The following is a 22,839-nucleotide window of genomic DNA, read 5'->3' on the forward strand; positions in this document are numbered from 1 at the left end:
CATGGTTACAGTTCTGTGCATAGAAGACGAAGTCGAGATCCGGAATCTCCTCGTCGAAGAATTGAGCGAAGCCGGTTACAAGACGCTCGAGGCCTCGAATGGCGCCGAAGGGCTGGAAATGATCCTGTCGAAATGGCCCGATATCGTCATCAGCGACATTTCGATGCCTGTCATGGACGGGCACCAGCTTTTGGCGGAAATTCAGATCAATCACCCGGAGCTCTCCAATATCCCCTTCATCCTGCTGACGGCGCTGACCGACCGGGAAAACACGCTGGCCGGCCTGCGCGGCGGAGCGGCGGACTATCTGACGAAGCCGCTCGACTTCGATCTGCTGCTCGCCAAGCTCGAAGGCTGCGTGACGCGTCTTGCCAACGACAAGGCGGTTCACCGGTCGTTCTGATGGTTGGGCGGCACCTAAGAGAGCCTCATCCTGAGGTGCCCCGCAGGGGCCTCGAAGGGCGAGGCGGGCGCGCCGGCGTGGATGCATGCAAGGAGCTGCGTCGCCCTCCGGGCTACGCGCCTCAGGATGAGGGACGTTGGTGAATACCGCTCCTAAACAATCACCGTTGGTGGACGCCGCGAGAAGAGGGCGCTTGATCCGTTACCGCCCACCTTCCATTATCCTCTTCTTGCCAGCGCATTGCCCAACACCTCGAACACTCGCGGATCGAGCATCTGAGACACGTTGAAGCGCATGAAATTCGTTGCCGATTGCGACAGGCTGAATGCGTTTCCGGGAGCCAGAACGATCCTCTTTTCGAGTGCGGCCCGCGCCACATCAGCCGCATCGATGCCGTTGGGGAGCCGGCACCAGAGGAACATTCCGGCCTGGGGCTCCAGCCAAGGCGTTATGCCGAGATTCTTCAGTCTGGCCGAGACCTCGCTCATCGCCCGGGAGAGCCGGTGTCTCAGCGTCTCCATGTGTTTGCGATAGCTGCCGTCGCTCAAGACATTCAGCACCAGTTCCGCCGTCAGCCGGCCGCCGCCGAAGGAGGTGGCGATCTTCAGGTCTGTCAGGCCGTCTATCCATTCCGGTTTCGCCACGACGAAACCGCAGCGGGCCGAGGCTGACAGGGTCTTCGAGAAACTGCCGATGTGAATGACTCGCTCGAGCCCGTCGAAGGCGGCAAGGCGGGGTGCCGGCGTATATTCGAAATCGGCGAAGATATCGTCCTCGATAATGGTCAGGTCGAACTGGTCGGCGAGTTTTAGAACCCGGTGAGCCGTAACGGGAGACAAGGTTGCGCCGGTCGGATTGTGGATGGCAGAGTTGGTGATGTAGAGCCGCGGACGTTCATCAGCGACGATTTTGGCAAATACATCGATATCGGGACCGGACGGCGTGTAGGGCACACCGACGATCTTTGCCCGATGGGCGCGCAGCAGCGCATGGAAATTGAAATAGCAGGGATCGTCGACCAGCACGGTGTCGCCGGGTTCCAGCAGGAAACGGCAGAGCAGATCGATTGCCTGCGTGCCGGAATCGGCCAGCATGATTTGGTCGGGAGAGGCTTCGATCCCCCGTTCGCCCATGCGGCGGGAAATCAGCTGGCGCAGTTGCGGCAAGCCGAGCGGCGAGCCGTAGTCGGCAAGCGCCGGCCCATCGGCGCGGGCAAGTGTTCTGAGCCCGCGGCGCATGCCGTCTCCCGGCAGCCAGGAGGGCGGCAGCCAGCCGCAGCCGGGCTTCAGGTCGGCTTCGCCGGCCTCCAGCGATTGCCGCGATATCCAGAACGGATCGACCGCGCGGTCGAGCTTCGGGCCAGTCTCGGCAAGTGCAAAGGGCGCTGCCTGGTTGGCGACGTAGAATCCCGAGCCTGGTCTTGCCAGGATCGCGCCTTCGGCGACCAACCGCTCATAAGCGTCGACGACGGTCGAAGTCGACAGCTTCAACGTCGCGGCCAGCCCCCGGACGGAAGGCAGTCTTGCGCCCGGTGTCAGGCTGCGCCCGGCGATGCGCTGCCTGATCGTCGCGACGACCATCTCTACGCGTGTGCGTCCCTCGTTCATCTGTATTGCTTTCTGCATCACTACAGTTTCGCAAAATCGTATCAGATTGTCACTATCATGACCATCCGTGTTGGCCGATAAGAGTCAGAATGAAGGAGTGCAGCACATCATGGACCGCATGGCATCGGGATGGATCAATGGTTTTATCGGGGTGGTGATCTTCAGCGGATCGCTGCCGGCGACGCGCGTGGCGGTGATGCAGTTCGATCCGGTTTTCCTCACCGTGGCACGTGCGGCGATCGCCGGCTTTCTCGCGCTTGGCCTGCTGATTGCTTTCAGAGAGAAGCGGCCGAGCCGAGGTGATATCCTCTCCCTGGCGGTCGTCGCGCTCGGTGTCGTGGTCGGTTTCCCACTGCTGACGGCGCTGGCGCTGCAGCATGTTAAGTCGGCCCATTCGATCGTCTTCATCGGCCTGCTGCCGCTCGCAACCGCGATCTTCGGCGTGATCCGTGGCGAAGAACGGCCGAAGCCGGCATTCTGGGTCTTTTCGGTTCTCGGCAGCGCGCTGGTGGCGGGATTCGCATTGACGCAGGGCCTGACGGCCTCGCCGGTCGGCGATCTGCTGATGCTGGCGGCTGTCGTCGTCTGCGGCCTCGGCTATGCCGAAGGCGGCAGGCTGTCACGCACGCTCGGCGGGTGGCAGGTGATTTCCTGGGCGCTCGTGCTGTCGCTGCCGGTGACGGTCGCGGTGGCACTTTTCCATCGGCCGGAGACCTTCACCGGCATCGAAACGCCGGCGCTGCTCGGCCTTGCCTATGTCTCGCTGTTTTCCATGCTGATCGGCTTCATCTTCTGGTATCGCGGCCTCTCGCAGGGCGGCATCGCCGCCGTCGGGCAACTGCAGCTGCTCCAGCCGTTCTTCGGCCTGGCGCTTGCCGCAACCCTGCTGCACGAGCCCGTGACCTCAGCCATGCTCGCCGTGACCGTTGCCGTCATCCTCTGCGTCGCCGGCGCCCGCAGGTTTGCGCGGTAGGCCTGTCAGTCGCTTTACAGAGGATAAGTTTAGGAGGGCGAGACCGCTACCGCGTCCTCCTTGTAAGCGGGGAGGTGCCGGCAAGCGAATAAGGCGCTTCGCCAATTCGGCCGTGAAGTCACTCAGCATCTGAGCATGAGGAGATCGAATCTGCTCTTGGGCTGTCGTAGAACTCCCTTCAACAAGCCAACTCATGTCTCTTCAATATTGAATCCATAGGCTCGCTCGACGAGCGCAATACGGATTTCATACCGAGTATACCAGTCTGACCGACCGCGATTTTGCGCCTCAACGTGATCGACGACGGATTTCCAGGCTCGAATGCTGTCCTCATCCTTCCAATACGAAATGAGTATGCCGAAACCGTCGGCCCCGCGTGCGCTTTCGAAGCCCAGATAGCCCGGCTGCTGTTTTGCGAGTTCCGTCATCGCATAACCCATCTCGCCATAGCCGTTGTCGACCTTTGTTCGTTGAGAGGAAAAACTGACCATGTAGTATGGCGGTTCAGGCAAAGCGGCGATGGACATTTGGGCTCCGATCCGTTGAACGTCATCATGCGCGGCTCAGCGCCGCGATCGCAATGCTCTCGGCATACTGCGAAAACGAGTAATCTTAGATGCGGCGGATTGCCTTTCATCGTGAGGCATCCGCCATGGTGGCTCGATGTGGTTCCGCCATGGCTGCCCTGATATCGGAGCGCGGCCGCTGCCGAGAAGATATGCGGCGGGCCGATGTGCGACAAGGGAATGACACGTCCAACTGACGGGTTTTGTTTTGGCTTGACGGGGATGATCCTGTCAGCCTGCGCGATCGGCACTCCGCGATGCACTTTAATCCGGCGATAAAATCAGTGTGGAACTTGTGGCGGCGGGAGCAGGCCTCGACATTCGTTCCACTGTTTTCGCCGATATGGCAGATTGCCATGACGGTGATCGCGACAACTCCGCGAGCTGTCCTGACTTTAAATGGAGGCTCTGCAATGACCGAAATCGGTCGGATCCTTGGTTCGGGTAAAGAGGCCGAGGTTTTCGAATATGGCGCCTTGGCGCTGAAGCTGTACAGGCGAGCCGCCTCCAAGGCGTCGTCATTCAGGGAGGCCGCGAACCTGTCGGTCCTTGAGAGGCTTGCGCTGCCGGCGCCAAAGGTCCATGCGGTCGGTGAATTCGATGGGCGCTGGGGCGTGTTGATGGATCGCGCGCCCAGCTCCTGTTTTGCCGACCAATTCGTCTCGACGGCAGGAAGAGCGCCGTTTGAAGACATGGCGCAACTGCATCGAAGACTTCACGAAAAACCCGGCGACGGGTTGCCGTCTCTCATGGCCAGGCTTTCCGCCAGGATCCGGCGAGCCGAGGGCTTGGACGCAGCGTCCAGAAAGCGGCTCCTGTTGGAACTCGATTCGCTTCCGGATGGCGACAGGGTATGTCACGGCGATTTTCACCCCTGGAATATCCATGGTTCGGGGCAGGGGTTTATGATCGTCGACTGGCTCGACGCCTGCTGCGGCAATCCTCTGGCCGATGTCTGCCGAACATACGTCCTGTTGCACCATGCGATGCCGGACCGGGCGATGAGCTATGTCCAAGCTTACGCCTCGGTCACCGGGGCGGAGGTCGGCGGCATTCTGGCCTGGCTTCCGCCGATTGCCGCCGCCCGGCTGACGGAAGGCGTTGCGCAGGAAAATGACGAGCTGTTGCGGTTGGCTGGCGTGAGTTGATAACTGTCGAAGCTCAAGCAAGCGTTGGTCTCCGCTTTGCGCGAAGCCGCCATTGCGGCCGGCTATCGGCCCGGCTGACCTATTCGCTGTTTCCTCGGCCCTTTGCTTCCCGCACCAGATCCGGCATCCCGTCATGCGGACCGAGGGCATGAGTGGGATGGTCATCCCACCAATCATCGTGCAGCGGTCGGCGGTGAGGGTGGAGGGGGTAGAAAATCCGGTTTTCGGCCTTATGGCGCTCGCCGACGACGAGGAGGTGCACCTCGGCTTGCGTGTTGTTGAGGAAACTATGGGCGATCCCGGTGCCGCCAGGAAATCCGACGGCGTCGCCGGGCTTCAGCCGATGGAGATGGCCATCGAGCCAGACGTCGGGCGCGCCTTCGATGACATAGACGAATTCTTCCTCGGCGCTCTCGGCATGCGGAAAGGATGTGCGCCGGCCAGGCGGCAGGCGCTCGTGATGAATGCCTAATTTGGCCAGGCCGAAATAGCGTCCGAAAGGCGCACCGATGCTCATCAGCTCGTCGTCATCGTCATAATGCGAGTTGTCAGGCCGTTCGATCTCGCTCCAATGGACGACAAAGGCCGGCCGCTCCAACGTTGCCATGGCAATCCTCCTGATGTGAGAGGTTCGGATGATTGAGGACACGGACATGCTGCCGTGAATGGAAGGAGACCGCAAGCGTGAAACGGCGGCTCCACGCAAGTGGCGTGGCTGTCCTTCGCCATTCGGCTCGGGCGTCCTTCGCGCTAACCCTCTTCCAATAAGCGGGTCCGAGGGGCGGCGTCGGCAAAGCGAATTCTTATCAATGGCAGCCAAATCCACGTTTCCTCCATTCCTGCGGCGAGCACAGGAATGGGAAGAAAGGTGGTGCCGGCATGATCACTGGTTATACGAACGGCTCACTTGGCAGGCACGACGAGTGTCTCTCCTTTGAGGACGATGTAGGTTGCCAGTTCCGAAGCCTTGCCGCTGCCGACATTCTTCGCAGAGTGAGCGACGCCCTTGGGAATGAACAAGGATTGGCCGGCTTTAAGGGTAACCGGTTGCCTGCCATCGAGCTGGTATTCCAGCGTTCCTTCGATGACGAAGGCGATCTCCTCGCCGGGATGCGAGTGACTGGGGGCGAGAACGCCGGGCGCGAAATCGACGCGCACCTGGACGACCTCGTGGCCGGGCACATCGATATCGTTCTTGATGAGATCAGTGCGCTGTAGCGGCTGTTCCGCGTGTGCTGTCACTGCGCCGCCGAGAACAAGGGCGAGCGCGATAGCCTGGATCATTTTCATGTCGTCATCCTTCCTGAATTGACCATTTCCGACCGGTTGGCCGCATCGGGATTTAAGTCGATGATTGAACCAGGGATGTGTCTGCGGACCCCTATTTTTGTAAGCCAGTGTATCCTGCGGGGGCGGTAGGATTGCGTGGGGTTGGATGGCTGGGAACAGCTACTCTTTGTGATATTGAGATGAGTTCTTTGCCAAGCGATACAGACATTCCGTCGCGTCGCCCTTGCCAACCTGCCGTTATTTGGAGAAATAGCACTGCATCGACATGAGGAGACGGTATGCAAATCGTCCTGGTCACTGGGCCGGCTGGCGTCGGAAAATCCACTCTGTGCTGGGAGATGAGCGCTCAGCTTGCCGCTGAAGGCGTGGCGCATGCGGTTATTGAAACGGACGAACTCGATCGCCTGTTCCCGCGCCCTAGCCCGGACGATCTTGAGAGGCACCGGCCTGGAACGCTCGACGTCAGCAGCATCAACCTGGCGGCGATCTGGTCGACATACCGGGCCTTGGGGCACTCGCGCCTGATCATGTCAGGCGTCATGATGCACCTCGCTTTTGACCGGCGGTGGATTATGGCCGCGATACCTGATGCAGAGATTACAGTGGTTCGCCTGGCCGCCACGGAGCCGACGATCCTGGCGCGCCTCGCCCAGCGCGAGGGTGGCTCCGGTGCCGAAGAGCAGGCAGAGCGCTCGCTTCGACAAGCCCGGCGCATGGCGAGTGAAGATGCCACGGGCATGATCGTCGTGCACACGGACGGCAAGGCGCCCGAGACGCTGTCGAAGGCGGTTTTGCGGGAGGTGGGCTGGCTGGGGAACGGTTGAGGCCCCGACGCGGTACCTTCCGTAGGCGATGGCGAATTTGGCTGGAACGTGACCTCACGGCGTGCCCACTTTGGCGAGGCGGCACGGCGGGCCTAAATGAGATGCCTACCCATGACTGACCTGACTTGATGAGGGAGCGTGGGGCGACACCATTGCCTGAATCACGCCGCCGACGACGAACCGGGGACCCTGACACCCGCCAGGCTGGCAATATCCGTCACCCCGCCAGACGATTCAAAGTCGAATATCTTCTGCGTTACCAGCGCGGCGGCACCTCGGGCCCAGGAATTGTCCTCCCAGTCAGGCAAGAGGGGCGGGGCGGTTCGGAAGGTCCGGGCGGCGAGAGCTTCGCGCAGTGGCGTCAGGAAAGGGTCGCCGAGGGAGACGGCTTCGCCGCCGGCGACGATGACTTCGGGATCGGTAATGTTGACGAGATTGGCAAGGGCGGTGCCGATGCCGCGGCCGGAATCGGCGACGAGGGCGAGAGCCGCGGCATCACCTGATGCGAGCGCAGCCGTCAGTTCCGGCAGTCCCAGTTGCTCGCGGCCAGTCGCCTCCCGCCAGCGTCTCAGCATCGAGGCTTCGGAGTGATGGGCCATAAGACAGCCGCGCTTGCCGCATTCGCAGAGCCGGCCGTTCTCTTCGTAGAGAGTGTGGCCGAATTTGCCGGCAGCACCGTTGGCGCCGCGGTAGAGCTTGCCGTCGACGACAAGCGCGCAGCTGATGCCGACGCCGACGGCCAGAACGGCCATGTTGCGATGCTGGCGGCCGAGCCCGAAGAGCTGCTGGGCAATGGCATAGGCGTTGGTGTCGTCTTCCAGCCAGACCGGCACATGGACGCGGCTGGCGACCAGTGAGGCGAGGGGGACATTGTCCCATTTGAATCGGTAGCTGCGCACGCAGGCCGCCTGTTCGTGGTTGATGACGCCGGGCATGGATATGCCGATGCCGGCGAGCTTGGCGTCGGGCCGGCCGGCGAGCTTCACCAGTTCAGGAACGGTGCCCGCCAGCAAGTCGGCGACCTTATCCGGGTCGTGGCCGTCGAGACCTACCCGCATGGCGGCAACGGGGTTGGTGGCAAGGTCGGTTGCCACGCACTCCACCGAATCGACCATGAGTTTGAAGCCGATGGCAAGCGCGTGCTCGTAGTTGATATCCACCGGGATCGGGCGACGACCGGTGAGGCCGGGCACGGTCTTCCCTTCGATGACGATGCCTTCTTCCAAAAGGTCTGCGACGACGAAGGTGACGGCGGCCGGGCTCAAGCCGATGACGGTGGCGATATCGGCGCGGCTCCTCGGCCCCTCGCGCCGGAGGAGATTGAGGATGAGGCGTCGGTTCATGGCTCTCGCCGTGGTCTGGTCGCCTTTCAGCTTCACGATTGAGTTCCTTAATTTTGTAAATTAATTATTGCAGGCTGGTTCGATCTATGCATAAGTTTGGCCGCCGATCAAGTGAGCTAGGCGGATTATATGCCGGGATCGCGGGTGGATCGCAGCGTTGAATACCTGATCGAGCGCTTCGTGGAGGAGGTGCCGGGAAGGTGGTGTTTGATCGATCAACTGGGAGGAATTCAATGGCATTTTCGAAGCAATTTCCGTCGACGACCCGCAGAAGCTTCCTGAAAGGCGCGGGCATGGTTTCCGCCGCAGCGGTCAGCGGCAGCTTTCCCATCCCTGCGATCGCGCAGGCCCAAGAGGTCACGATCATCTCGGCCGAAAACAATGGCGCAGCGCTCGACGCGCTGAAGGCGATCGCCGCGAGCTTCAGCAAGGAAGCCGGCGTCAACGTCGTCATCAACAATATGGACCACGAGGCCCACAAGACGGCCATTCGCAACTATCTCGTCGCCGGCGCGCCTGACATTTGCTCCTGGTTTTCGGGTAACCGCATGCGCGCCTTCGTCAAGCGGGGCCTGTTCGACGACATCTCCGACCTATTCGAGAAGGAGAAGTACAAGGACGTCCTGGGTGCTACGGCCGGCGCCGTCACCGACGGGGGCAAGCAATATGGCCTTCCCACCGGCGGCACGCTCTGGGGCATGTTCTACCGCAAGGATGTGTTCGAGCAGCATGGTCTGACCGTGCCGAAGACGGCCGACGAGTTCATGGCCTATGGCGACAAGTGCAAGGCCGCGGGCATCACGCCAGTCGCGATCGGCACCAAGGAATTGTGGCCGGCGGCCGGCTGGTTCGACCAGATGAACCTTCGCATCAACGGCCTCGACAAGCATATGGCGCTGATGAACGGCGAGATGAGCTATCTCGATCCCGCGTTGACGGCGGTTTTCGATCAGTGGGAGGCGATGATTTCGAAGGGGTTCTTCACGGAGAACCATACGTCCTTCGGCTGGCAGGAGGCCGCGGCGCTGCTGGCGCAGAAGAAGGCCGGCATGATGAACCTCGGCGCTTTCCTGCGCTCGGCTTTCACCGCCGAAGATCTGCCGCAGCTCTCCTATGCGACCTTCCCGGTGCTCGACGCCAAGGTCGGCCACTTCGAGGAGTTCTCGGTCAATTCGATCCACATTCCCGCAAAGGCCAAGAACAAGCAGGGCGCACGTGATTTCCTCGCTTATTTCTACAAGCCGGAGAATCTGGCGGCCTATCTGGAGCCGGGCGGCAACGTGCCGCCACGCAGCGATCTGCCGCCGAGCAAAGATCCTCTGGTCAACGTCGCCGTCGAGACGATGAAGACGGTGCAGGGCACGTCGCAATATTACGACCGCGACAGCGACCCCGACATGGCGCAGGCAGGTCTCGTCGGCTTCCAGGAGTTCATGGCCAAGCCCGAGCGACGGAAGGCGATCCTGACGCGCCTCGAAGGCACGCGTAAGCGAATATACAAGATCTAACTCGGGCGTCGCAGCCCAGCTTGTTGCCGAGCTGCGCCCGTCACTCGACGTCATCCTCGGCCTTGTGCCGAGGATCTGCTGCGCATCGACGTGGGCAGATGCTCGGGACAAGCCCGAGCATGACGAAAGAAAGGTTGGCGGCTTTGTCAGCAGTTGAGCTTGAAGGCTCCGCACCTCTAACATGAGGCTCCAGAAATGCAGACATTATGGCGCCGCCAGCGTTGGTGGCTTACCCCGACGTTGCTCATCGCGCCCGCGTTCGTGCTGTTCTTCACGGTCATCCTGCTGTCGGCGGTCAGAAGTCTCTGGATCAGCCTGCACGACTGGGATGGCTTCGGCCCGATGGTGTGGATCGGCTTCGGTAATTACGTCGAGCTTTACAACGATCCGCAATTCTACGTATCGCTGAAGAACAACCTGATCTGGCTGGTGATGTTCATGGCAGCACCGCCTCTCGGGCTCGCCATCGCGCTGCTGGTCAACCAGAAAATCCGTGGCATGCGCTTCCTGAAGTCGCTGTTCTTCATTCCGCTGGTGCTTGCCTCAGTGACGGTCGGCGTCGTCTTCACATGGGTCTATACGCCGGAGTTCGGGTTGCTTGCGCTGATTTTCAGGGCGTTCGGGGCGACGGCGCCGGCGGTTCTCTCCGACGAGCATTTCGTCACTTTCGCGATCGTGATTGCCGCGCTCTGGCCGCAGATCACCTTCTGCATGGTGCTTTATCTCGCCGGTCTCAACAATTTGAGCGAAGAGCTGATCGGGGCAGGGCGCGTCGACGGGGCAAGGGGCTGGAACATGTTGCGGCACATCGTGCTGCCGCAGCTGACCCAGGTCACCTTCATCGCCATTGCCGTCACCGTCGTCGGGGCACTCAGGTCCTTCGACATGGTGTCGGTGATGACGAATGGTGGCCCTTTCGGTTCGTCTTCGGTTCTCGCCTATCAGATGTTCGAACAGTCGATCTTCTCCTACCGCTTCGGTTACGGCGCGGCGATCGCCTCGGTGCTGTTCGTGATCATGGCCGTCTTCATCGTCTGGTATCTCAGCCGCATCATCCATACCGAAGAAAGGGGAGGCTGATGTATCCTCGTCCCATTCCTGATGCCGCCATCTGGCAGCGCCGCCTCTACGTGCTCGCCGTCGTCATTGTCCTGCTGCTCTGGCTCTGCCCGCTGTTTGCGATCATCCTCACCTCGTTCCGCTCGACCGAGGATGTGATGGGCGGTAATCTGTGGGGATGGCCGACCGGCATCGGCGTCATCGACAATTATGCTGATGTCTTCACGCAGACGCCGATGGCCCGCTACTTCCTCAACAGCCTGACGATCACTATTCCCTCAGTGATCGGCGTGCTGGTGCTCTCTACACTCGCCGGCTACGTGCTGTCGCGCTATCGCTTTCCCGGCAACATGCTGATCTTCGCGCTGTTCGTCGGCGGCAATTTCCTGCCGCACCAGATCATGATGATCCCAGTGCGCGACCTGATGGTCCGGCTCGACCTGATCGATACGACGGCGGCGCTGGTCATCTTCCACGTCGCCTTCCAGACCGGCTTTGCGACGCTGTTCATGCGCAATTTCATCGCCGCACTGCCCGATGAGCTGTTTCAGGCGGCGCGCGCCGAGGGGGCGTCTCCCTTCCAGACGCTATGGCATGTGGCGATCCCGCTGGTGCGGCCGGCGCTTGCCGCACTCGCCATCCTGATCTTCACCTTCATCTGGAACGATTACTTCTGGGCCGTGGTGCTGACCGTCAGCGACTCCGTCAAACCTGTGACTGCCGGCCTTGCCAATCTTCGCGGCGAGTGGGTCTCGGCCTGGAACCTGATTTCCGCCGGCACCATCGTCGTCGCCGTGCCGCCCGTCGTCATGTTCTTCCTGATGCAGCGGCACTTCATCGCCGGTCTGACGATGGGCGCGGTGAAGGGATGAGCGATCTCGACAACAGGCCCTTGGAAGTTCCGATTTCAACAGCAGAGAGCCAGGACGCATGATCAGTCTCGAACTCCGACAGATCAACAAGAATTACGGCGCCTATCACGCGCTGCGCGGCATCGATCTTTCCGTCGCGCAAGGCGAGTTCATCGTCATGGTTGGCCCCTCCGGCTGCGGCAAGTCCACGCTTTTGAAGACGATCGCCGGCCTGGAGGAGATCTCCTCCGGCCAGATCCTGATCAACGGCCGTGACGTCAGCAAACAGGAGCCAGGGGATCGCGGCATTGCCATGGTTTTCCAGTCCTATGCGCTCTATCCGCATATGACAGTGGCGGAGAACATGGGCTTCGGCTTGCGCATGGCAAAGCGCCCGAAGGCCGAGATCGAGGCGGCGGTGGCGCGCGCAGCCAAGATCCTGAGGATCACCGACCAACTGGGGAAACGGCCGAAGCAGCTCTCCGGCGGGCAGCGGCAGCGCGTGGCGATCGGCCGGGCGATCACCCGTTCGCCCGACGTCTTCCTCTTCGACGAACCGCTGTCGAACCTCGATGCGGCACTTCGAACCCAGATGCGTGTCGAACTCAGCAGCCTGCACGCCGAACTCGGCGCCACCATGGTCTATGTCACCCACGACCAGGTGGAGGCCATGACCATGGCAAGCCGGATCGTCGTCTTGAACCAGGGGATGATCGAGCAGGTCGGCTCGCCGCTCGAACTCTACCGCAACCCAGACAATCTCTTCGTCGCGGGCTTTCTGGGCGCCCCGCGGATGAACTTCCTCGGCGTTACCGTCGACGAGGTGTCCGGCCGCAATGTCACGGTCTCCGCACCGGGCCTCGTGCCGGTGACGGTGGAACTGGCGGAGGCGACGGTGCTGGCGAAGGGCACCAGCCTGACGCTCGGTGTGAGGCCGGAAAACATATCGATGGTCGCCGACGGGGCGCAGGGCGGGGCGATCAACGGTGCGGTCCGGCTGGTCGAGCATCTCGGGCGCGAAACCATTCTCTATGTCGATGCCGGCAATCTCAGGACCATCGCCTCGGAAAGCGGCACCGGCAACATCACGGTGCAGCTGAGCTACGTCGCGCCTTTTGCCGCCGACCAGAACGTGGCGCTGAAGCTCGACGCCAACGAACTTTATCTCTTCTCACCCGATGGCGGACGCACGATCAGCGCCCGCAAGACGACCCTCGACAGATAATCACAGGAAACATCACCGTGTCCGACAAGACTCTCTCCGTATGGAACCCCGTCAACACCGACCGCTTCCTCGTCGGCGCCCCGCATTATCCCGAGCACGTCGATGAAAGCTACTGGGAGCGCGACGCCGAGCGCATGGCGAAGGCCGGCTTCAACGTGGTCAGAATGGCCGAATTCGCCTGGCATATTCTAGAGCCGACGCTCGGCACCTTCGATTTCGACCTGTTCGACCGTGCCATCGCCATGCTCGGACGCTACGGCATCGACACGATCATGTGCACGCCGACGGCAACGCCGCCGCGCTGGCTGACCGTGGCGCATCCGGAGATCTTAAGGGTCGATGGCAAGGGCCGGCCGATGAGCCATGGCTCGCGCCAGCATTGCGACACGGCAAGTCCGGTCTTTCGCGAACATAGCCGGCGCATCACCAAAGCGATGGCCGAGCATTATCGCGACAATCCTTTTGTCGTCGGCTGGCAGACCGATAACGAGCTGAACACCAGCATGCCGGAGAGCTTTTCCAAGGCGACACTCACCGAATTCCAGGCCTTTCTTGCCGGCAGATATGGCGAGATCGGCAAGCTCAATACGGCATGGGGCGGCGATTTCTGGGCGACTGCCTATGACAGTTTCGACCAGGTGGTGCTGCCGATCGAGTTCGGCCCGACCTTCCCGAGCCCCGGCCATCTGCAGGATTATCACCGTTTCCTCGCCTTTTCGACGGCACGCTTCCAGCACGATCAGGTCGAGATCCTGCGCGCCGTGAAGCCTTCCTGGTTCGTCTTCCACAATCTCGGCGGCTTGAGGGATATCGATTTTCGTGGCCAGTTCAGCACGGATCTCGATTTCGTCGGCTACGACATCTATCCGATGCTCTATGACGAGTTCCAGCGGCTCGGAAACCATGCCAAGGTCCAGGCGCTGCACCTCGATATCTGCCGCGGCTTCTCCGGCAACTACATCGTGCCTGAGCAGCAGTCGGGCTTCGGCAGCCAACCGGGCTTCTGCACGCTGACGCCGGAACCGGGCGAACTGCGCCGCATGGCGCTTTCGTCGGTCGCCCATGGCGCCGACGGGTTGATGTTCTTCCGCTGGCGCCCTGCCCATTTCGGCGCCGAGATCTATTGGATGGGCATCATCGACCACGATGATGTCGCCCGCCATCGCTATGACGAGGCGAAACGCTTCGCAACCGAGATGACCGCGCTAGCGCCCAAGATCCTCGGCACCCATGTGCGCATGGATGTCGGCATTGCCGGCTCCGACTTCGACAATCAGGAAGCCCACAAGACCTATCCGATCGGCCTGCCGAGCCCACAGGACGATGCGATCCTGCTGCATCAATATTGCTACGACCGCGGCATTGCCTGCGGCTTCATTCATCCCGAGGACGATCTTTCCAAGCTGAAGCTGCTCTATGTGCCCCATTGGGTGATGTGGAAGGACGAATGGACCGAGAGGCTGAAATCCTTCGCCGAGCAGGGCGGCACCGTCGTCATCGGCGCGCGCACCGGCACGCGCAACGAAGACAACCACGTCATCCGCGAGACCGCGCCCGGCACCTCGCTGTCGCAGCTCACAGGCGTACGTGTCGAGGATTTCGGCCGTCTCGCCGCCCCGGGCGCCAATGGGCTTTTCGATGTGATGGAACGTTCGGGCGGGCTTGTCATTCCGCCCAACAAGCCGGCGGAATCGCGCCACCGCGAACGCCGCTTCAAGATCGGCAACCGCGAACTGGTCGGCGGCTATTTCTATGAAAACCTGGCGATCGCAAGCGATGTCGAGGTGGTTGCGGCCTGGTCCAACCGCTATGCCGAGGGCCAGCCGATGGCGACGTCGCGCGAGCTCGGCAAGGGGCAGGTGGTCTATGTCGGCACCTATCTCACCCCGGATCTGACGGCAGCGCTTGCCGAGCGGCTATTTGCACCCGTCGGCATCGAGCCGCTGATCGGCGACCTTCCCGAGGGCGTCGAGGTGACCATGCGGATGAATGACGACCGCCGGTTGCTGTTCATCCAGAACTATACCGACCAGCCGGCCGCCATTGGCGGCGTTCCCGCTGGCCGTGATCTCCTCGATGACGAAAAGCCCGTTGCCGGCAGGCTCGATCTCGAAGGCTACGGCTGCGCGATCATCGAACTCGCGGGTGAGGCGGCTTTCACGCGCAAGGCAGAGGCGGCGGCTAACCTGCCTTGAACCGATCGGCATCGGTTAGCGAGCGGCTCGTGCTCTTCATCCGCCTGGTTGAGTGTGCGCGAATGTCAAAAAAAGAGCATTTCCGCACTCAAACAAAACGGAAATGCTCTCTTAATTTAGTGCGGAGCTATACTTGTCAGCTCCACACTGCTCGCACCTGAAATCGCGGCTATTCGTCTGATGTCGCCGGCGCGGCGTTCTCCAGCGAGGTGCGAATTTGATCGATCTTTCCATTTGCGTCGCCAACCCCGAGGATGGTTTTGGCCTGGTCCAGAACCGCCGGACTGACTTCACCGGTTTTCGTTGCGGAAGCCAATGCGTCCTCGAGGGCCTCATCCCCCAACAGAGGGTCATCGGCCGCGGGCTCGATTCCGTTGTCGAGTTCATACTGGGCATAAGCCATGGCATAGGCCGCGATGGCGGTCATGCGCGGGTCCGACGTATGCATCAGCGCCCGGTAATTCCGCTTCAAGGAGTTCAGGCCTGCTAGCTGCGCCGACAGGTTTTTCTCTTTCGTAACCTTTTTGGTCTCGTCAGCCTTCGCGGACTTGGACTTGCTTGCCGCCTCGCTGGACTTGCCTTTCACGCTTTGAGATTTGGAGCTGCCATGGGTTGAACCGCTACCCTGGCTGCCGTTGCCATGACTGCCGCTATTTCCGTTGCCTCCGCCATGACCGCCCCCGTTGCCACCGCCATTTCCCCCGCCGTTCCCACCGTCTTTTGCCAGCGCGGCAATGTCGCTCCCGGCAATGGTTATCGGGCTTGCCGCAACAGCCAGCGAGAGCACGGCCAAGGACGTTAAGGTTGCTATCCGCATGTTTTCCTCCAAATCAGATCAAGCGCAGCTTAGATGCACAGCTTGAGCATGTTCGAGAGGTTAGACGGAGATCGCGCATCGCACATCGGACCGAGGTCCGATGCCGATCCCGGCTATGGTCCTAAGCGGCGTCAAATACTTAACGAATCCTTGCATTATCGGATTGAGCTGATTGTTGTTCGTGTTTTCCAGCTGTCTCGTCTGCCGACGCGTCGCGGGAGGGGTGCAACATGGCGGCGGCGAATCCGTCTCAGTTCGTAGGGCACCTCCGAAAGAGACTCACGCCAAGCGCAAATCGAGTAGCGGGTGTAACTTCTTGAGATTCGGCAGGGACTTCGCTTGCCAGGGATATTGATTGGTGCCTTTGACGACGAGCAGGAGGCTGTCCATCTTTCTGGCTTCAATCGTCAGCTTGGCCAGGAGATTTATGCCGGAGGAATTGAGGAACTCGAGACCCGTCAGGTTGAACGTCACCTGTTTGTGCCCCTCATGGAGCAGGCCGGATACCAGTGAGTAAATAGGCGCATAGGCGTCCGGTCCTGCCAGCCGGAATACGCCATCGAAATAGACTTCGTTTTTCTCAGCCCATACGCGGAAGTTTTCGTCGCTGATTTCCATTCTTCGCTCACAGATTGGAGGGGGGCGGCATCGCCACGGCTGCAGTCGTCGTCAGTATGATACGCTGGTTATCTTTCCCTTCGAATGCCCATGCCATTTTTGCATCGTAATCGCTCAGAAGGGTCAGTAACCCCAAGCCCGAACCGCTTTCTGCCGATATGGCATTGGTTTCGATTTGCTCAAGAAGAAGTTCGCCGGGGTCCCTCGATTGAAGGCGATGCAGCAGTTGCTGAAAGCGAGACGATGTCACGCCATCGATCGTGTTCTTCACCCTTATTAAAAAAGTACCGTCGAATATGCCGGCTTCAATGAGGATCTCCCCAGGCTGTCGAAACTTAACGGCATTTTCGATCAACTCATTGCTGAGATATCCGATGTCATGATGCGCCTGCACGTAGTCTTTCCTTGAACGGGAATACCGCAGAGCCATGACTTCCGCTATAAAGTCCGAAGTCATTCCTGAGTGCTTCCACCCAAGCTGAAGCGGTCCGTCGCTCAACGTGAGGCGAGTGCTTAAATCCAAGCTTATGCCCGCCAGAGATTCGATACCATATACCGTTGGCGTCATGTCTCACCTATGTCGCACTGCGAGAAGCGTGATGTCGTCGTAAATCTTCTGCGATCCGATGAAGAGCATTAATGTCGCTATAATTCCGGCGACGACTTTCTCAGCGCTCTGGTCCTTCAAGCGCAGTGCTTCGCGGCACAGGCGCTCGATGCCAAACAGTTCTCCCGCGTCGTTTTCGGCTTCTGTTACGCCGTCCGTGTGCAGGAGTATGAGGTCTCCCGTCTCGAAGGTTATTTCACGGGTTTTAATGAAGGCAGAAATATCGGCTTCCAGCCCGATCGGTATACCCAGATCCATGGTGTCTATGCGCTCGACCTCGCCGTTCGCCCGCACGACGACAACTTCCTCGTGTTGTCCCGACAGGATCATCTCTTTGCCGTCATAGTCAAGAAACGCCAGAGTGAGATGCTTATCGATTTTAGTTCTCACGATATTTTTAAACAGGGCGCTGTTCAGGTCGGTGAGAAATTTGACTGCATCGGTGTTTCCGGCTTCCTGCAGCGCGCGCGCGACGGACTGAACCATCAGCATCAGCACGCCGCTTTCGAGCCCGTGTCCGGTGACGTCGCCGATGCCAATCTTCAATCGGCTTCCGTTCTTCAATACGTCGTAATAATCGCCGCCGACTTCTTCTGCAGGTCTCATATAGGCTGCGATCTCAAGGGCCTGAAATTCCTCAAGCTCCTGGTGCAGCGGAAGAACCATGAGCTGGATCCTCTCGGCGACGGCCAGCTCTGTTCCGAGACGTCTATTTTCTCGCTGGAGCTGTGCGTTCAGCGTCGAAATCTCTTCCTTTGCATCTTCGATTTGAGCCGTTCGCTCTTCGACAAGCTGCTCGAGATTTTCCGTGTGATAGCTGATCTGTTCGGCCATCCGGTTGAATGCTTCACCAGCCTCGCCGACCTCATCTTTGCTTGTTATGGCCACCCTGACCGAATAATCCTTCGCCTGAATCCGTTTGGCGGCATCTGCAAGTGCACTAATTCCGCTCGTTATTCGTTTCGAAGCCGCAATTACTGCTATAGCCACAACAAGCAGTGACATTAGGATCGCCAGGATTTGGTAGATCACGATCCGGTTGGTAGCTTCCGAAATTTTGGCTTGGGCCGCATAGAGGGAGGCCTGGATTTCTCGTTCAGGCACAACCACTCCAAGAGACATCGCCTCTTGCCGAACCGGGCCGCTGGACCAGAGATTGGTCGCGGGGAGTTTCTTGACGATAACGATATAGGGGACCTCGTTACCCTCCTGCTGCAACAACAAATGTTGGATGCCCAGTTCGCGATCAAGGGCCAGTTTTGCTATCGCAGGCTGGGAGCTTCCCTTCAGGGAGCGTTCCAGTCCGGTCACTCCGCTTCCGCTCGCATCGCTCGCAGAACGCAGACCGAGGGTTTTTTCGCCTGTGCTGTTGATCGCCACAACGTTTCCGTCGGACATAGCGAGAAATCCAAAGCCGGACTGAGCCACTTTCACATTTTCAACAGTCTGCGCGAGCTGATCGAGTGTGATGTCCGCGCCAGCCGTCCCGGCGACATCCTTCCTGTCGGCTGTCCATAGAGGTTGAAAGAAAGAAACGATCAGTTTCCCGGTAATCGCGTCCGTATAGGGTGCTGTCTGGGTTATATCGTCCGCGACCGGCCGCGTTTTCATATCCTTGGCCCAGCCCTGCCAGGACTCATAAAGTCCGGGAAAAAAGAAGTCCCAGAAATTGGCCTCGTTATGACCAGGATAAAGGCGGTCGAAGGTCTGAGCCTGGTCGGTATAGGGCGCTGTTCTGAAGATTGGCCGTTCTTTCGATCCGATGTAATACATCTGCAGCTTTGAAGCACCGTGCTGCAGCAAGCTCGGCGCAACAAGGTCCAGAACCGCGCTGGTCCGGATATCGGTCTGAACGTCGGGTCTTGGGTTGTGGTCTACTCCGAGCAAGTAACTCCAGACGCTGACAACGGAGACTGAGCCCGGAACGTTCTGAGACCAGTTCGCCTTTTGATCGTAAGAGAGGCTTACGCTGCCGGGAGATGTGCGGGCGATCGCCGCGCCGACATCGGAATTACGCTCGGGATCGTCGATCTGCGCCTGAAGTACACCCGCCAAGGTGCTGACGTCGTTGTGAACCTGCCGCAGGAGCAAACTCACCTGTGCTGCGGTGGAATCGGCATATGTGCGGATGTATTCCTGGCTTGCCGCTTCCAGACCCTGTCCGACTTCGAGGGTGGCGTCGCGCGACAGTCTCTGAACATTCCAAAGTGCCAGCCCACCGCTGACCAGCAAATCAAAGAGGACAGCGCCACCGACTACCAAGATGAACTTTGCCCGAAACGAGCCTAGTCTTGCCGACCTCTTTGATGATCTCCCCTCCATCACAGCGGCTTTCGGCCGGAAGCTGCCCAGATCGGCCAGCCTGCATAACCCTTGGGGTGAAGAGCAGCAAAGACATGATCCTTGAATCCTTGCCGGAACCTGCGAATGAAATCTGATGAGTCGCCCCGTCGAACGGCCATCTCACCTGCATAGACATTTTCCCAAGCTTCGATGATGTCTGCGAAATCCTGGGGATCGCCGTCAATATTGGTGACCATAAAGCAATCGACCTTGATGTTATCAAACCCCGCGTCGGCAAGGAGATGGCGGCTTTTCGGTCCCATCTCGACATCCATGTCGAAGTGCTTGAACAGTTTGGCGACTTCCTCGTAAGTCCATTTTATGGATTCAGCATGTGGCTCGCCCAGACAATGCGAATTTTTCTCGTTGGTGATGTAGACACGGCCGCCGGGCTTGCAGATGCGGTAAAGCTCCCGCAGCAGCATCTCGGGACGGTTGAAAATCTGCAGCGAATGTCGGCAGGTCACGAAGTCGAATTGATTTTCCCGAAGCAGCATCTGAGAGGCGTCGCCATAGGTATACTCTATCCCCTGCAGATCGAAGTCGGCAGCGACCCTGCGAGCATATTCGAGGCTACGAACGGAATGGTCCAGGGCAACAAGGCGTGTGGGTTTAAATTCGCGTTGAAGCAAGGCTGCGAAATCACCAATTCCGCAACAGATGTCCGCGATGGCAAGACCATTGCGCAGACCATGGCGAGGCAACAGTTCGCGTTCGTGCCGCCATGTCATTTTCGTCTGGGTGCGCAGAATAGGAATGAAGCTCTCATCCTCGACAAAGCTCTGGCCTGGATAAAACGCCGAATCGTAGACTTCAACCGACAGGTTTGGTTGTGCTGCCGCCAAGGTCTGGAACAACGAGGTCGACCATGCCACCACGCTCGACGTAACGATGACGATCTTCCGTTCCGGCCTGGTCCGGCAGCTTGCCGCGAGCACCTCGGAAAGGGCTGCGAACGCCGTCATGTTGATATGCGTCAGACGTTTGACATTGAGGTAAACGACGCCGCTGTATTTTTCCAAACTTTGCTGCACAAGCTCAAGGGCATCGGCAATCTCGTCGGGGCTTTCCGGCCGCATCTTGCCGGACAGCAACAGCTCCTGATCTGTCGGATCAAAATGGACGGTGAAGGGGCGGGCAAGCAGGGTCATTGGAAATCCTCGGCCGAGGGGAAATCCGCGATGATTTGCATCCCGCGGGCGCCGTCTTGTTCAATTCGGATAACGGCGCGGAATATGGTTGCCAGATCTCTGAGCAAAATCGTCCCGTCGGACTTCAGGCCAGACCCGGCGCCCGGTAGAGACTGGCGTTCACTTGATCCCATACTCGTGCTCTCGCGGTCCTCGCGGGCAAAGGCAATTCTCAGCCGGTTGAACGTCGCGCTCCGATAGAGACTGAAACTTATACTTCCCGGCTCACTCGTCGAGCGGAAGGCAATTTCAACGAGCTCGTTGGCCGCGACGGAAAGAAAATTCGAATATCGAGCGGGATCGCTGTGACCTTGGCCGAGAATGTCTGAGAGATATTCGGTAATCCTATCGCAAAACTCCCACTGAGATTTGAACGTCGCAACGTTCAGTTCCAGCGATACCATCGGCGCCAATGCATGGTCATCGAAGCCAGATGCTTCCTCTTCCAATACAGCCTCCATCAGTTGTCTGGAGCGTCAGATGTCCTCACGAGCACGGCGAAAAATCGCTCGTTTGTTATACCAGCGCGTGGCTCACGGATGTTTCAGCCCGGTTGATGAACTCGCCGATCGCCTCGACCGGAAGCGGCCTGCTCACCAGATAGCCTTGAAGCCTATCGCAGCCCACACTGCGCAGCCATTCCGCCTGACCTGGCGTCTCGACCCCTTCGGCCGTCACCTGCATATCGAGGTCGTGGGCGAGGTTGACGATGCAGCGGACGATTGCTTGGCTTTTCAGATCGCTTTCGAGATCGGTGATAAAATATTTGTCGATCTTGATCGTGTCGAAAGGGAATGTCTTCAGATAGCTGAGCGAAGAATATTCGGTACCGAAGTCATCGAGCGAGATTCGTATCCCCAGCACGTTGAGGGTATTCAGTGTGTCGATGTTGTTGACGGTGCGCTCAAGCAACACGCTTTCGGTTATCTCAAGCTCCAGACGGTCGGGCGGCAAGCCGACCAGGTCCAACGTCTGGGAGATCCGATCGGTGAGGCCGCTTGTCAGGAATTCAGCTGGGGACAGATTGACGGCGACGATATAGTTCTCCGGCCACTTCATCGCCTCGCCGCATGCCTGCTCCAAAACCCACGCGCCTATTTCCGGCATCATTCCATCGGCTTCGGCCATCGGAATAAATGCCGTTGGTGGAATTTTCCCAAGGAGGGGGTGGTGCCATCTCAGCAATGCTTCGAAGCCGACAATGCAACCGCCCTCGGCGATGGGTTGGTACTCAATAGAGAATTGTTGTTGGACCAGCGCCATACGAAGACTGCGGCGCAGCAGTTCGCGTTGTTCCAGCAACTCGAGCATTGAAGGATCAAACGGTCTTGCGCGACCGCGCCCGTCCTTCTTCGCGGCGTAGAGTGCGACGTCGGATGCCTTCATCAGCTGCTCCGGAGTTGTACCGTCCGCTGGAGCAGCAGATATGCCGATGCTGGCACCGACAAATAGCGCGATGCCATCTATCGTGAAGGGTTTCTTGAATGCATCAATCAAAGCTTCTGCTAGCTGGTGTCCTTTGGCGGGATGGCCCGGGCCCCTTGATATGACGGTGAATTCGTCACCCGCCAGTCGATAGGCTCTGTCATCCTTGTTCAGGCACCCTTGAATGCGGCTTGCCGCGAGCTGAAGAAGCTTGTCGCCGGCCGGATGCCCAAGCGTGTCGTTAACGGGTTTGAAATCGTCAAGATCGAGTTGCATCAGGGACAGGGTCTCGTCCGAGCCCGCGGTCTCCCGTAACAACACAGCGAGGTCCTCGCTGAACTGGCGCCGGTTCGGCAGTCCAGTGAGCGGATCGTGGGTGGCCAGATGCAAAAGGGTTGCGCGCTCATCATCGATAGATTCCTCGGACCGAACCACGGCAAACAGATCTCCGATCCGATAGATCGTCAGTCCGTGCGACGCTGGCGCGCCAAGATCACCCGATATTCGCAGGGGCTGGGCACTGTCGCCCAATGAACGGAGGGCGAGTGTAATCGCCGATTTATCCAATTCTGGAAAATGCTCCCAAAACGACGCTGCTGGTTTGACAGAAGCAGGCAGCTCATTGCCCAGCAAATTCTCGACGGGATTGAAATCGCGGTCAAAGAACAAGAGCCGGTCGATCGAGCTCAATGTTTTTGCCTCTGTTTCTCCAGTGGGGGCCGCACGAATTTTCCGCATGTACGAGGCCCTCCCCAGTCTCGTGTCATAACCAGATATTGTAGCAAATTAGCTTCCACACAACTTGTGCACGCCAAGATTTACATTAGGCATTTCTGATTAACAATCC

Annotated in this window: 21 protein-coding genes; 9 read left to right on the top strand and 12 right to left on the bottom strand. The window is 59.4% G+C overall.

The genetic code is table 11. From position 1 onward, the window contains the following. The first annotated feature begins 1 nt into the window (after position 1). Positions 2-403, top strand: a complete 402-nt coding sequence (locus RWJ89_RS04945) for a response regulator (RefSeq protein ID WP_003560657.1) — start codon at positions 2-4, stop codon at positions 401-403. A 218-nt stretch (positions 404-621) separates the two neighbouring features. Here the strand turns inward: RWJ89_RS04945 and RWJ89_RS04950 are convergent, their stop codons facing one another. After that, complete coding sequence (locus RWJ89_RS04950) at positions 622-2,031, bottom strand: aminotransferase-like domain-containing protein (RefSeq protein ID WP_316029640.1); 1,410 nt, start codon at positions 2,029-2,031, stop codon at positions 622-624. An 88-nt stretch (positions 2,032-2,119) separates the two neighbouring features. Between RWJ89_RS04950 and RWJ89_RS04955 the strand changes: the two genes are divergently transcribed. Further along, a complete protein-coding gene (locus tag RWJ89_RS04955) occupies positions 2,120-2,983 on the top strand; it encodes a DMT family transporter (protein WP_316030644.1) in 864 nt (287 codons plus the stop codon). Positions 2,984-3,174: 191 nt separating this feature from the next. Here the strand turns inward: RWJ89_RS04955 and RWJ89_RS04960 are convergent, their stop codons facing one another. Next, positions 3,175-3,510, bottom strand: coding sequence for an antibiotic biosynthesis monooxygenase family protein (locus RWJ89_RS04960; protein ID WP_062943321.1), 336 nt, complete (start codon positions 3,508-3,510; stop codon positions 3,175-3,177). 452 nt (positions 3,511-3,962) lie between these two features. Here RWJ89_RS04960 and RWJ89_RS04965 point away from each other — a divergent pair, with 452 nt between their 5' ends. Continuing rightward, on the top strand, positions 3,963-4,697 hold the full coding sequence (locus RWJ89_RS04965; protein WP_222038192.1) for a phosphotransferase family protein: 735 nt from the start codon (positions 3,963-3,965) through the stop codon (positions 4,695-4,697). A gap of 79 nt (positions 4,698-4,776) precedes the next feature. Here RWJ89_RS04965 and RWJ89_RS04970 read toward each other — a convergent pair whose 3' ends face one another. Together RWJ89_RS04970 and RWJ89_RS04975 are read right to left on the bottom strand one after the other, a co-directional pair. After that, positions 4,777-5,304 (bottom strand): cupin domain-containing protein, encoded by a 528-nt coding sequence (locus tag RWJ89_RS04970; RefSeq protein WP_316030645.1) that lies wholly within the window; start codon positions 5,302-5,304, stop codon positions 4,777-4,779. Between the two features lie 296 nt (positions 5,305-5,600). Continuing rightward, positions 5,601-5,987 (bottom strand): cupin domain-containing protein, encoded by a 387-nt coding sequence (locus RWJ89_RS04975; RefSeq protein ID WP_316030646.1) that lies wholly within the window; start codon positions 5,985-5,987, stop codon positions 5,601-5,603. Positions 5,988-6,265: 278 nt separating this feature from the next. Here RWJ89_RS04975 and RWJ89_RS04980 point away from each other — a divergent pair, with 278 nt between their 5' ends. Further along, positions 6,266-6,811, top strand: a complete 546-nt coding sequence (locus tag RWJ89_RS04980; protein ID WP_316030647.1) for an AAA family ATPase — start codon at positions 6,266-6,268, stop codon at positions 6,809-6,811. A 161-nt stretch (positions 6,812-6,972) separates the two neighbouring features. Here the strand turns inward: RWJ89_RS04980 and RWJ89_RS04985 are convergent, their stop codons facing one another. Beyond that, complete coding sequence (locus RWJ89_RS04985; protein ID WP_132610029.1) at positions 6,973-8,190, bottom strand: ROK family protein; 1,218 nt, start codon at positions 8,188-8,190, stop codon at positions 6,973-6,975. A gap of 197 nt (positions 8,191-8,387) precedes the next feature. Here RWJ89_RS04985 and RWJ89_RS04990 point away from each other — a divergent pair, with 197 nt between their 5' ends. The 5 genes from RWJ89_RS04990 (at position 8,388) to RWJ89_RS05010 (ending at position 14,992) form a co-directional block, all read left to right on the top strand. After that, positions 8,388-9,662 (top strand): ABC transporter substrate-binding protein, encoded by a 1,275-nt coding sequence (locus RWJ89_RS04990; protein ID WP_132610027.1) that lies wholly within the window; start codon positions 8,388-8,390, stop codon positions 9,660-9,662. A gap of 195 nt (positions 9,663-9,857) precedes the next feature. Next, the gene (locus RWJ89_RS04995) at positions 9,858-10,742 is read left to right on the top strand and encodes a carbohydrate ABC transporter permease (protein WP_316030648.1); all 885 of its coding nucleotides are present in this window, start codon (positions 9,858-9,860) and stop codon (positions 10,740-10,742) included. Continuing rightward, positions 10,742-11,593, top strand: coding sequence for a carbohydrate ABC transporter permease (locus tag RWJ89_RS05000; protein WP_221948948.1), 852 nt, complete (start codon positions 10,742-10,744; stop codon positions 11,591-11,593). Before RWJ89_RS04995 ends, RWJ89_RS05000 begins: the two co-directional genes overlap by 1 nt. A gap of 58 nt (positions 11,594-11,651) precedes the next feature. Beyond that, entirely contained in the window at positions 11,652-12,797 is a 1,146-nt protein-coding gene (locus tag RWJ89_RS05005; RefSeq protein ID WP_316030649.1) for an ABC transporter ATP-binding protein, read from the top strand. Between the two features lie 17 nt (positions 12,798-12,814). Further along, positions 12,815-14,992: a beta-galactosidase gene (locus RWJ89_RS05010; protein ID WP_221997840.1), complete on the top strand. Its 2,178-nt coding sequence runs from the start codon at positions 12,815-12,817 to the stop codon at positions 14,990-14,992. A 169-nt stretch (positions 14,993-15,161) separates the two neighbouring features. Here the strand turns inward: RWJ89_RS05010 and RWJ89_RS05015 are convergent, their stop codons facing one another. The 7 genes from RWJ89_RS05015 to RWJ89_RS05045 form a co-directional block, all read right to left on the bottom strand. Then, on the bottom strand, positions 15,162-15,809 hold the full coding sequence (locus RWJ89_RS05015; protein WP_168285163.1) for a hypothetical protein: 648 nt from the start codon (positions 15,807-15,809) through the stop codon (positions 15,162-15,164). A gap of 279 nt (positions 15,810-16,088) precedes the next feature. After that, on the bottom strand, positions 16,089-16,427 hold the full coding sequence (locus RWJ89_RS05020; RefSeq protein ID WP_131663722.1) for a slr1659 superfamily regulator: 339 nt from the start codon (positions 16,425-16,427) through the stop codon (positions 16,089-16,091). A 7-nt stretch (positions 16,428-16,434) separates the two neighbouring features. Then, positions 16,435-16,995 (bottom strand): slr1658 superfamily regulator, encoded by a 561-nt coding sequence (locus tag RWJ89_RS05025; protein ID WP_131663721.1) that lies wholly within the window; start codon positions 16,993-16,995, stop codon positions 16,435-16,437. A gap of 3 nt (positions 16,996-16,998) precedes the next feature. Then, complete coding sequence (locus tag RWJ89_RS05030) at positions 16,999-19,356, bottom strand: SpoIIE family protein phosphatase (protein ID WP_206116997.1); 2,358 nt, start codon at positions 19,354-19,356, stop codon at positions 16,999-17,001. Further along, the gene (locus tag RWJ89_RS05035; protein WP_316030650.1) at positions 19,356-20,528 is read right to left on the bottom strand and encodes a class I SAM-dependent methyltransferase; all 1,173 of its coding nucleotides are present in this window, start codon (positions 20,526-20,528) and stop codon (positions 19,356-19,358) included. The genes RWJ89_RS05030 and RWJ89_RS05035 overlap by 1 nt, the downstream gene beginning before the upstream one ends. Then, positions 20,525-21,016 carry a hypothetical protein gene (locus RWJ89_RS05040; protein WP_168285161.1) on the bottom strand — a complete coding sequence of 164 codons (492 nt, stop codon included), beginning with the start codon at positions 21,014-21,016 and terminating at the stop codon, positions 20,525-20,527. The genes RWJ89_RS05035 and RWJ89_RS05040 overlap by 4 nt, the downstream gene beginning before the upstream one ends. Positions 21,017-21,083: 67 nt before the next feature. Then, a complete protein-coding gene (locus tag RWJ89_RS05045) occupies positions 21,084-22,730 on the bottom strand; it encodes a putative bifunctional diguanylate cyclase/phosphodiesterase (protein ID WP_168285160.1) in 1,647 nt (548 codons plus the stop codon). Positions 22,731-22,839 lie beyond the last annotated feature (109 nt).

It is taken from the genome of Rhizobium sp. 10PS4 (assembly GCF_032464805.1).
GTDB classification, from domain to species: Bacteria; Pseudomonadota; Alphaproteobacteria; order Rhizobiales; family Rhizobiaceae; genus Rhizobium; species Rhizobium laguerreae.